The organism is bacterium (genome assembly GCA_016786595.1).
Taxonomy (GTDB): Bacteria; Bdellovibrionota_C; UBA2361; order SZUA-149; family JAEUWB01; genus JAEUWB01.
Map to the genome: position 1 here is coordinate 1 of JAEUWB010000025.1, position 10,582 is coordinate 10,582.

The 10,582-nt window shown below is 41.9% G+C and carries 10 protein-coding genes; 4 read left to right on the forward strand and 6 right to left on the reverse strand.

The window, feature by feature from the left end; all coding sequences use genetic code 11:
- On the reverse strand, positions 1-156 hold a 156-nt coding region (locus tag JNK13_04250; protein ID MBL7661947.1), incomplete at its 3' end, for a prepilin-type N-terminal cleavage/methylation domain-containing protein.
- A 281-nt stretch (positions 157-437) separates the two neighbouring features.
- Between JNK13_04250 and JNK13_04255 the strand changes: the two genes are divergently transcribed.
- Both JNK13_04255 and JNK13_04260 read left to right on the forward strand, forming a co-directional pair.
- Positions 438-830, forward strand: a complete 393-nt coding sequence (locus JNK13_04255) for a cytochrome c-type biogenesis protein CcmH (protein ID MBL7661948.1) — start codon at positions 438-440, stop codon at positions 828-830.
- 14 nt (positions 831-844) lie between these two features.
- Positions 845-1,279 carry a GatB/YqeY domain-containing protein gene (locus JNK13_04260; GenBank protein MBL7661949.1) on the forward strand — a complete coding sequence of 145 codons (435 nt, stop codon included), beginning with the start codon at positions 845-847 and terminating at the stop codon, positions 1,277-1,279.
- Here the strand turns inward: JNK13_04260 and JNK13_04265 are convergent.
- The 4 genes from JNK13_04265 to JNK13_04280 all read right to left on the reverse strand — a co-directional run bounded on the left by JNK13_04265 (position 1,265) and on the right by JNK13_04280 (position 7,078).
- On the reverse strand, positions 1,265-4,318 hold the full coding sequence (locus JNK13_04265) for a hypothetical protein (protein MBL7661950.1): 3,054 nt from the start codon (positions 4,316-4,318) through the stop codon (positions 1,265-1,267). The genes JNK13_04260 and JNK13_04265 overlap by 15 nt on opposite strands.
- Before the next feature lie 110 nt (positions 4,319-4,428).
- Positions 4,429-5,202, reverse strand: a complete 774-nt coding sequence (locus JNK13_04270) for an ABC transporter permease subunit (GenBank protein MBL7661951.1) — start codon at positions 5,200-5,202, stop codon at positions 4,429-4,431.
- Positions 5,203-5,208: 6 nt separating this feature from the next.
- Positions 5,209-6,156, reverse strand: coding sequence for an ABC transporter ATP-binding protein (locus tag JNK13_04275; GenBank protein MBL7661952.1), 948 nt, complete (start codon positions 6,154-6,156; stop codon positions 5,209-5,211).
- Positions 6,149-7,078 (reverse strand): hypothetical protein, encoded by a 930-nt coding sequence (locus JNK13_04280; GenBank protein ID MBL7661953.1) that lies wholly within the window; start codon positions 7,076-7,078, stop codon positions 6,149-6,151. Before JNK13_04280 ends, JNK13_04275 begins: the two co-directional genes overlap by 8 nt.
- Before the next feature lie 31 nt (positions 7,079-7,109).
- Here JNK13_04280 and JNK13_04285 point away from each other — a divergent pair, with 31 nt between their 5' ends.
- Positions 7,110-8,429: a hypothetical protein gene (locus JNK13_04285; GenBank protein ID MBL7661954.1), complete on the forward strand. Its 1,320-nt coding sequence runs from the start codon at positions 7,110-7,112 to the stop codon at positions 8,427-8,429.
- A 70-nt stretch (positions 8,430-8,499) separates the two neighbouring features.
- Complete coding sequence (locus JNK13_04290) at positions 8,500-10,020, forward strand: hypothetical protein (GenBank protein ID MBL7661955.1); 1,521 nt, start codon at positions 8,500-8,502, stop codon at positions 10,018-10,020.
- Here JNK13_04290 and JNK13_04295 read toward each other — a convergent pair.
- The gene (locus JNK13_04295) at positions 10,010-10,387 is read right to left on the reverse strand and encodes a type II secretion system protein (GenBank protein MBL7661956.1); all 378 of its coding nucleotides are present in this window, start codon (positions 10,385-10,387) and stop codon (positions 10,010-10,012) included. The genes JNK13_04290 and JNK13_04295 overlap by 11 nt on opposite strands.
- Positions 10,388-10,582: the final 195 nt, after the last annotated feature.

Genomic DNA, 10,582 nt, shown 5'->3' on the forward strand with positions numbered 1-10,582 from the left:
AGCAGAAACACCGTTACGAAGATCTGATTCAGCACGAGCATCAAATGAACGTTTCTTATATGCAGCAAATTGCGGAATCGCAATCGCAGCTAGAATACCAATGATCGCAACAACCACTAGTAATTCAATCAATGTAAAACCCTTTTGGCTTTTCATAATAAAATAACACTCCTATTTTCCTGTTAGTAATGAAACACGCTTATACAACTATGCGGAGTAAATTCGCGTCCCGATAATACGTTAGATAGCAAATAGAATGCCAACCAAGCTTTGTCACCGATAAAAATGAAAAAATAATACTTTCTAGCTAGTTAGATTTGCAGTTTTAACAGGCGAGAAGTAGGGTTTGGGCGATGAGTTGCCATATTTTGCAGCAACTTTCGAGTTAGTGACAATTTACCGATCAGCAAGTCCTTGAGAAGTGACTAGGAGAAACTATGAGAAGTATAATTTATTTATTGATCCTCATCTTACTCGCACCACTCCCAATCTTTGCCCAAGTAGCGGACAAAATGTTGCCAGCCGAGACGGACCGCTTAAGTTCGGAAATTAACAAAAGTGTGATGAGTCCTTATTGCCCAGGGATAACACTTTCGGATTGCGCATCCCCAGATGCAAAGCGCTTACGTGATGAAATTCGGCTTTGGCTGGGTCAAGGACTCGGTCAAGAGCAGGTGATGCAGCGCTTGCAGAGTCGTTATGGCCATTCTGTGCGTGGACAACCAGAGATTTCAGGATTCGGTTTTTTAGCCTGGTTTATGCCAGCTGGTGTGATTTTTATCGGAAGTTTGCTAGTGCTTAAATCATTAAATGCCAGAAAGTCTAGATAGCATGGGAAAAAATTATGATGATTAAAGAACAGATTACAGATCATTTAAAAGATGCAATGCGTGAGCGCAATCAGCTGAAGATTAATACCTTACGCGGCATTATCGCGGAAATTAAGAAAATCGAGATTGATACGCGCAAAGAGTCTGACGATACAGTTACAATGCAAGTTCTGCAGAAGGAAATTAAAAAGCGCAAAGAGGCTGTAGAGTATGCAAAACAAGGCAATCGTCAGGATTTACTTGATCAATATCAAGCAGAAATAGCCTTAGTTGTAGCTTATTTGCCTGAGCAATATTCCGAGGAAAAATTGTTGGCGATTATGCAGGCTTTAATTGGCGCTGGAGCAAATAACATTGGTGCAATTATGGGTGGCTTGAACCGCGAGCATAAAGGTAAATTTGACGCAAAACAGGCTAGCGAGATGGCAAAATCCTTACTGAGTAAGTAGTGCTGCGCGTTTGGCTGATTGGACTAGGTGATTCAGTGTGTTTAAAGCCTTTTCCGGAATGGCTTGAGTTCGTGTTGCCCAATTTAGGTATTGCCCTGCTGAGTCGCCATCTAAAGTTATTGTAAAAGCCTCAATACCTTTAAACAAACACTGCGCACGAAAATCTTCAGTAGTTGCTTCGCAGCGTTTCATGGCGAGATGAAGAATTTCAGAACTTGAGGGCATTAGCGGAGATGCGAGGTTTGTGTATAGCTGTAAAGCTTCATAGACTTCCTTGTCAGTTAGCCCAGCCAAGGGAAGTTCTTGAGAAGTAGCTTTATTATTTTTGCTTACCGACTTCGTTTTTTCTACTTTTGCTTGGCTCTCGATAGTTGTAACTATTTTTTTATCAACTCCAGTAATATAGCGTAAGAGTTGAATTTGTTTTTCATTAGGACCAAATGCAGGGGTGTTTTGTTGATACAACGCTAAGAGCACTAATGCTTCTCGACATTGAGTGCGAGCCTGCTCCCAACCGCTATAAAATTCTGTAGTCCCCTCCGGACACCAAGTCTGAGCCAAGGCACGTGCAAAAGTTGCTAGGTTATTGGTGGTCTTCAAATATTCTGCGGTTAAACTCTTGCGCGTTGCGGCAGTTCGCATCGCACGGTCAAAAACTTCCATAATCACACGGTCAAACAAAACTCCGTGATTTGCAAAAAAGTCTTTGGCTGCGTGATAGGCAAGCTGAGGGTACTCGAGTGTGTGAATCACACCATCCCCTGCGAATTCTCTTGGAAAAATCCGCAATTCTCGACTGAGTAAGTCATCGATTGAATTGATTGAGATTTTCGCCAAATCTTCCTTGATTTCGCTTTGTGCATACATCATCTCAAGTTGCGTTAAAGAGAGTGCTGAACTTGAGCCCAGGATGATTAAATCATTGCCATTCACGAACACTCTAACTTCAGGAAAAACACTGTTGAAGGTGCGCAGTACTAACTTGAGTGTATCTTTGGACATGAAGTAGGCGTGAAACCATTGGGTGAAAATGCCCTGTTCTGAGAGTTTGGAGAATGCGAGTTGATAAAATTCTTTGGTATAAAGCCTTTCCACGCCACTAACCCAAGGATTACTTGGTTCAGAAACGATAATTCCTTGAATTTCCTTATTGCCTCCAAGCACTCGATAGGCGTCTCCAATTTCAAATGAATGTTCAGCGTGCTTGGTAATGAAACCATTGGCGAAATCAAAAAATCCGGCAAAGTTTTTAACGAAAGGCGCGATCTCTATAGACTTAATAGTGCTAATTGCGAAACGATTGAGGAAAGTTCCAGCAGTAATGCCGGTACCAAACCCGACAATTGAGACTGCAGCATCACGTCCAGGGAAAAAGAGTTGCGGTAAGTATCCAAGCAGTTTTGTTGTGGTTAAGTCGCCACCGGATGTTGCTCCATCGGATTTTCCGTTCACTAGTAAGGAGCGGCTATAATTTACGCCAAGTTTCTTAATTTCCTCTGGGTCGAGAACTGCCTCTTCGCGAACAGACACGGAAGTGTTCGGGTCGTCTTTATGCGCGAGTAATTTCTGATTGTTGGTAATCGCGGAATATAAAGCATTAGGTCCAAGGTATGTTTCGGGTAAAGCATGCTGAATGCGATATAATCCAGATGCTAAGTTTAGGTAATTCCAACTGGGCAGTGCAATTACTACAAAAAACAGTAGCAGTGCTGCCATGCCCCCTACCGGTCGGGCTGTGCTAGCATTTGGTAGGGCAACAATCATGCTTAAGATTGCTAATGCCGTTGTAATTTTTAGCAGCAAATCCAGATCAATCCAGTAGAGCGCCAGAAAACCTCCGATTAACGCACCGAAAACACAACCAACAGTATTAATCGCATAGAGAATACCAACAGCAGAACCAAGCTCTCCGAAGCCAACCGTTACAGAACTAAACACCAGAGGCATGCAGCGACCCATTGCGCCAACAGGGATTAGTAATAAAGTTAAAGTAATCAGGAATAATAAGAACTGAAATAAATAAAATGACCATAGCGTGTCTGTCAGCAGGCTGCGCACTACGTGGATAATGTAGGGGACGTAGGGGACGGTTAAATATAGTAATATTAGTCCAACTGCGATTGCTAATTGATTTTTCCAAACCAAAGGTAATTTTTTTACTTTGTGCTGTGAGTTCCCGGTTAATGTAGCGGAACCGAGGGCAAGCATTGAGATGAATACTGCCACTACAATCGAAAAGACATACTCACTTGAACTAGCTGAAAGCGCGATTACTCGAATAATGATGGTCTGTAGCGCTAGCGAATAAAATCCATTGAGAAAAGCAACTCCTGAGGCTTGAGAAAGAGTGAGCGTGCGCGCCTCAAGGGGGTTACTGTCAACGAGCTCTGCATCATAAAAATCCTCATCAATTGCCTTGAATCGCTCAGGTCCGATGAATTCGGCAAGAAACAAAATCCCAATGCCTCCGATGAAGTTTCCAGCGGCGGCGATGGAAATAGTCCCAGGTAGTCCGTAGTTTTCGATCAGGAAAAATCCACTGGCTAGCGCCCCAAAGAATGCTCCAGCTGTATTCACAGAATAGATTTTTGCATGCACACTTGGCGCATCGCTCATGCTGCGTGCTAGCCCTTGAGTAAGAAGTGGCAGCGTTCCACCCATCAGCAAAGTTGGCAGTCCGATCAATGCGACAGCAGTGCTACAATCAAGTATGAATCCCTTGACTCCTGGAAAGGAGGTAAGGCCGATTGATTCCCAGACAAGATGGTAGAGATCGGAGAATAATATCCCCCAAATTGCGATGCAGATTTCTGCAAAGCCGCAAAGTCTTAAGAGAAAATCTGCAGCTCGATTTTTTGAGAGAATTCCAAAAAAGTGGTACCCAAGGCTAAGTCCACCAAGAAAAATTGCTAAAATTAATGCTGCTGCCTGAGCTTGGCTACCGAGAATGTTTGCTAAGTATTTATGCCACGTAACTTCGTAGACTAAAGCTGAAAAGCCAGTAATAAATGTCAGAAGCAGTACTAGAAATCTAATCATTGGTCTTAGTTTAGTACGAGAGTGCCGCTGCTCCAATAGGGAAAATTTATCACTATTCCTAGGCCAAAGCCTTGGTCTTAGCTATTTGTTAGATGGAATCGCCAAGTGCACTAATTAAATTCACGCGTATCGAAGATAAAGGCTGCAAGAATGAGCACAATCATACTGTAACTTAAGCAATAGACTACTGCCCAGGTTGCCTCTGGGGCAGAGATCGGGTGTCCATAGACGAGACGATCGGCGAAGTTGAAATTATTCAAATGCGGCAAGATTGTTCGAAAAAGTTTTGCCATTGGAATTAATTCTGGTCGTGTGAATTCTCCACTTGTAAAAAAATAATTAATATATTCAATCCCGCGGCCACCGAGATATGCAGCGAAAGTAAATAAGCCACTCAAGATAGTAGTAACAACCAGCGATGAGAAAAACATTGTTACTGCGCAAATGACAATAATCTCCAGAATTGTCATAAAGATGCCTTGCAGAAACAGTAAGTCCCACTTACCCTCAATGAAAAATGTAAGTGTCATGACACATGCTCCCATGAGCATAATGATGATACTGGTTGTAAATGCCAGGCCAAGAAATTTTCCAACAATAAATTCAAGTCGCGTGACTGGTTTGGAGAGGATGTTGTAAATAGTTTTTTGTTTAAGCTCCTTGTTGAGTAAACTTACGCCAGAGATAATGGCAACAACTGCTCCAAAAAAAGAAATTGAAAACAGTCCAAAATCCTTAACTACTTTAGCGTGGTCTCCAATTGAAACCGAGCCGAAAACAGCGGCAATTGCGATCAGTAAGGCAACAAAGAAAAAAACAGTGAACAGCACTTTACTGCGAATTGCTTCACGAAATGTATTTTGGGCAATAGTTATAATTTTCATAGTGACTTAAGCCTGAGTAGTTTCGATAAATATTTCTTCAAGTGATGGACGCTTTTGTTCAAATTGTTCAATCATTAACTGAGCATTGCGTGCTTTATCCAGTACCAGATAGGCATGTTCTTGATTATTAAATTCGAAAAGTAATCGCACTCCGGTTGTAGACGAGATCTGACGGACTTTTGTGGCAATGCGATGGAATTCAGAGAGGACCTCAGCGCGCTCTTTTGTTGCAGAGACCACAAGTTCATAAGCTTTAGCCTTAAGCTCTGCAGTATCTTTTAAGTCTAAAATCCGCTTCATCTCGCCTTTAACCATGATTGAAACGCGGCTACAGATCTCAGCAACATCGGAGAGTATGTGAGAAGACATGAATATCGTTGTCCCGGCTAGATTTAGATCTGTAATTAGTTCGCGCATAGCGCGTCGACCAAGTGGGTCGAGCCCAGAAAAAGGCTCATCCAGGATCAGTAAACTTGGCTGATTAACGATGGCTTGAGCAAAGCCTAAGCGCTGCTGCAACCCTTTGGACAAGGTTCTAACCTTACTGTGTGAGCGGTCGTCCAGGCCGACTAATTTTAGGACTTCACGGATGCGGTCTTTTTGAAGTTTGTTAGGTATTTCATGCAGTGCAGCAAAAAATTCCAGTGTTTCTTGTACTGAAAGATGATCATAGAAATAAGGTTGTTCAGGTAAATATCCAATTTTAGATCGTGCTTTAACATCCTTGCTGATTTGTTTGCCTTCGAAAAATATTCTCCCACTAGTCAGATGAATCAGGCCTAGAATACATTTAATTGTTGTTGTTTTACCCGCTCCATTGTGTCCTAGATAGCCAAAACTTTCACCCCTTCGGATTTCCAGAGAAACATTTTGCACTGCTTTGCGGGCACGAAAGGTCCAATTCGAGCGGAAGTTTTTAGCTACATTTTCTAAAGTTAAAATGTGATCACTCATTTGGGTTGGTTCCTAATTGCTGTTGATTTAAGAGCAGTTGGTGCTGCGCTTCTGCTTGCTTGCTGACATGAAAGCGTAGCGGCTTTTGACCTGAGCTTGTGACGAATGTTTTAGTTTGGGGATCGTAAGAATATTTTCCGCCAAAGGGATCGAGGGGGAGGCGCGTGATCACTCCCGCACGAATCAATTCTTGAATTGATTGTAAACTTTTTCCGGTTTGATTCTGATAGATATTCTTTGCTTTGTCTAATGCAGATAGATCGCGCGCAAGTTTTGCCTGGTTTAAACGTTCTTCTAGGGCTTTCTTTGATGTTTGGTCTTGTGCAGTTTTGAGTATGTTTTCTAGGAATTCAATTGCCGACTCCGGAGTGGCAGTATTCACTAGCAATCTCGAGGCGATTGAAGCAAGAAAGATTGGAGCGTCGGGAAGTTTTGAAGAGCGTTCAAAGTCGATTCGCGCTTTATCCATATCATTTAAAAAATACCAAAATGTAAAACCCCGCAGATAGAAAAAGCGCCAGTACTGTGGGTGAGTGGCGATCCCCTTGCTTAAGATTGTGATTGCGCCATCAATATCTTTGGCTTCCCAACTGAGTAGATTCCCACAAAATTCATAAACGTGCTCCGCGTTTTTATCTAAATCAGTTACCAGGTTGCACATGTGGGTAAGCCAACGATAGTCTTTGTCGCTACCATAGTGCTTACCAAAGTAACTCAGAGTGTTAAACCAAAGGATGTCGCCGAGGAAATTATTAAAACCAAAACTCAACAACTTAACAAATGGAGCAGCGGGGAGGTATAAAGGGGTGCGACTTTCATCTTTCTGGTCATGACTTGCCCGTTCTTCTTCAAGAAGAAATAACGCCTTGGGCATAATTACAGTTGAAAGCCCAAGAATTAAAATCAGCACTACTCTTATCATACTACAATAATTTACAAGCTAAATATTTACTGTGTCAATTTCTAGATCGATGTATGTTTGGTGCGGGCAGCACAACTCCATGATTATCCCCGAGGACATATTAGTTTATAGCAATTTGAGCAAATCTTTTAGCTGCCTCGCAGCACTGATCCCCTATATTATTCAGCAAATTTCAACTGATGCCGGGGCGGCACTCGGTATCCTAAAAGCAATTAGCGACTTGCTTTTTCTTCTACTAGTACTGCAGCTCCTGGGTGCTTCGGAGTTTTTTAAGCAAAATTTACGAACGCAACTGGTCAGTGCGCTGTGTCTCTATAGTGTTTATCTAAGCAGACCTGCTTTGACACTCATACTCGATCTTGTAATTATTTCTTTGATCATTAACTTAAATCGCAACAGCCAAAGATGGTTCCTACCCCTCCTTGCGATTCTATTTAGCACAGATAAAATTCTCGTTGGATTATTCCTGCTCACATTTTTTAAATTTAAAACACAGACGCAAAAAATTATTTATCTAATTGTAGGCGTTAGTTTGATCGCTGCTTGGCTCTCTTTATTTAGGGCAGACCCACTGGAAACTTCTGCGCTTTTTGCTGCAGGGAGCCTGCGAGCAATTAACTATGCTGCAATAGCAATGTCTGCGCAGAGTAGAGATAGTTATTTAATCTCGACACTCAGTTCTAACTGTCTAGCAATCATTGTGATCTTGGCGGCATTTTTTTCAGTGCAAGTGCGGCAAATCTTGCAAAATAAAACAATTGCTTGTTCGGGTCGGGAGCTATGCTTGTTCTTCCTTGCGCTTTATAAATTAGCATATGCGCAATTAGCTTTGATTGTCGGACTATTCCACGCCAAGAGTTTAATTTGTTTCTCACCTCAACCGCAGCGTTTACGACTAAGTCAGAGGCAATCTGGCTTACTGACTATTTTGGGGGTTGTGCTTGTGCTCTATGCAAGCCACTCCGAGAACAGAAATGATCAAGTTGGCCCGCAAATTTTTAAATTTTGTGCTCAATACGAATTCGACACTACCTCAAGAATTTTCATTCCGAACCTACGATTCGCTCCACAGTTTTGCAGCGCTGGCATAAACTTTAATGCGCAACGCAGCCCGAGCGCTTCAATTATTTCTTTCCAACCTAGTAATCTAACAGTCGCAGAACGTTTCCTCGTGGTGCTTAATACTTTTCAACTTCGAGGTGATTGGGAATATGTGGTTAATTTTTTACAACCCACATTGATTGTTGCTGATACGGCAAATCCACTTTTAAACTTAATGTCACTCGCAACACATCAGTGGCAAACGATTTATGCTGAGGGCGAAATAAGAGCACTTAAGCGAATTAGCTAGAGTCATCCATGGATTGGTGTAGTAATTAAATCACTTGGCAACGGGTATAGTGAATGTTTTACATGCTGCTATGACGAAGTTTTATAAAATAACTTTATTGGTCTTGGGACTTAGTCTGGGAATCAGCGGCTGGCAGCCGACAATTGATGATCCCGATTTAGGCTGGCACTTATTGGGCGGTCAAATTACAGTTGAGCAAGGCTTTCCGCCAAGCACTGATAACATCAATTCATTTGCATCATTTTGGCATGATTATCATTGGTTTGGGCAAATTCTAATTTATTCCATATTTGCCAGTTTTGGTTACACTGGAGTTAAATTATTTTTCGCATTCGTCTATGGGGGGATTTTTCTTTTACTGATTTTGATTACCGAGAGGATTTTGAGGCAACGCCTCAAGCTTTTCTTTGTGCCGACAGTAATTAGCATATTATGGTCAGCCGCCATTCTTCAGGCATTTGTTAATTATCGCCCACAAATTATCGCCGCGTTATTGTTAGCTGGCACGCTGCAAGTTTTGCTTTGTAAACGATTTAGCTCGGTAATCGAGTTTTTAATTGTCTTTGTCATGGCGGTTCTAGCTGTGAATATCCACGTTACTTGGGTCTTCGTTCCCATGCTTTGGTTTTGCTTAAGAGTCCTTCCTGAATTTCTTGATCGGGATTTCCTAACTTGCAAACAAAATCTCTGTGGATTGATTCTTTTACTCTTAACTGGTTTTGTTTCGCCCTATGGGACGTTAATTCGACCTACTGGTGAATCCGCGTGGCTGATCAATTACACTCTACTGCTGGAATATGCTCGAACTCCAAATATCCTTAAGGAGCAAATCTCTGAGTTTGCTTCAGCGTTTAATAGTAGCACATACTATGGAGGCATTTTGTTTATTTCATTGGCTATTTTTGCTGCCTGCGAGCGAATTTATCAATGGAAACGAGATGCTGGCTTAAAACTATTATTTTTGATTACTGCAATTTTATCGACCTACTCACTTAAATTCTTACTAGTTTTTAGTGTGCTTGGATTTCCTACAATCTTCAAGGCATCTCTTAGAATTTACTGCCAATGTTTGCGTTTATTCCCGAAGTTGCGTTTTTCAAGTGTTATACCATTAGGTTTTCTTTGGTGTGGAATTTTATATCTTTTAATTATGTCGTATCAGAGATATCCCGATTCACAAAAAATTAAAACAGAATTGGCAGACACTCCTCTAGCAGCTTGTGAATTTTTAACCATGCACGCTGCCGCTGACGCTAAGCTTGTACATGCTAGGGAAATTAGAGTTTTAACCGATTTTAATTGGGGAGGGTGGTGTCGTTGGGTCAGTTACCAGACGAATCCAAGCCTGGCACTGCGCGTGACCAGTGATGGTCGCACACAGTGGCGAGCAATTTCTGAGCTCGAGAATTCTTTTAACCTCACTTGGATGCGACGCGATTGGTATCGAATTTTATTAAAACTCTCACCTGTATATCTTCTAGTCGATCGCCAAACGCCACTTGCTAGCGCATTAAAGTATTTACCAGTGCGATATAATTTACTCTATGAAGATTCAAGGTTCTTGGTGTATCAGGCCATGGCTAATGAGTGAACTCACCAGTTGCACTGTCATAGTTGTAAGTTTCAGTTCCCATTGGATGGAGCGATTCTCCGGTAAATGTTGCACCTGCTGATTGTACATTCAACACGACATTTTCTGAGAAATGGAAGCCCGGTAAGACCGATGCGCAGGCTACTCCAGTAGCGCAGGTTATATACGATTCGAAGTCTGTATAGTAAGCCTCTTGGGCATTGATCACGTTTTTTAAATCCGAAAGCGCTAACGCGTTAAATGTTCGGGCGCGGTAATTCTGAAATTGACTTAATCCCATCCCGGCTAAGATGGCGATGATTGTTAATACCACCATGAGTTCAATGAATGTAAAACCAGCTTCTTGATTTACTTTCTGGCCTTCCATATTCGCCCTTTCTCGGAAATTTCGGCTATCACTTAACTCAAGGTTATCTTTGAAAAAAAGGGGAGCATGTGCTCCCCTTTAGGAATCTACACTAGGTAGATGGTTAGCTTAGTTACAAGCGACCACACCAGTTGTAGAATCGTAGTTCCAGTTCTTAGTTGATGTACAGTTACCTTTGCTATGAGTAGAACGGCC

Coding starts and splice junctions, on each gene's coding strand:
- JNK13_04275 (MBL7661952.1), bottom strand. CDS start 6,156: ATGAGTGATCACATTTTAACTTTAGAAAATGTAGCTAAAAACTTCCGC.
- JNK13_04265 (MBL7661950.1), bottom strand. CDS start 4,318: ATGATTAGATTTCTAGTACTGCTTCTGACATTTATTACTGGCTTTTCA.
- JNK13_04270 (MBL7661951.1), bottom strand. CDS start 5,202: ATGAAAATTATAACTATTGCCCAAAATACATTTCGTGAAGCAATTCGC.
- JNK13_04290 (MBL7661955.1), top strand. CDS start 8,500: ATGACGAAGTTTTATAAAATAACTTTATTGGTCTTGGGACTTAGTCTG.
- JNK13_04295 (MBL7661956.1), bottom strand. CDS start 10,387: ATGGAAGGCCAGAAAGTAAATCAAGAAGCTGGTTTTACATTCATTGAA.
- JNK13_04255 (MBL7661948.1), top strand. CDS start 438: ATGAGAAGTATAATTTATTTATTGATCCTCATCTTACTCGCACCACTC.
- JNK13_04280 (MBL7661953.1), bottom strand. CDS start 7,078: ATGATAAGAGTAGTGCTGATTTTAATTCTTGGGCTTTCAACTGTAATT.
- JNK13_04260 (MBL7661949.1), top strand. CDS start 845: ATGATGATTAAAGAACAGATTACAGATCATTTAAAAGATGCAATGCGT.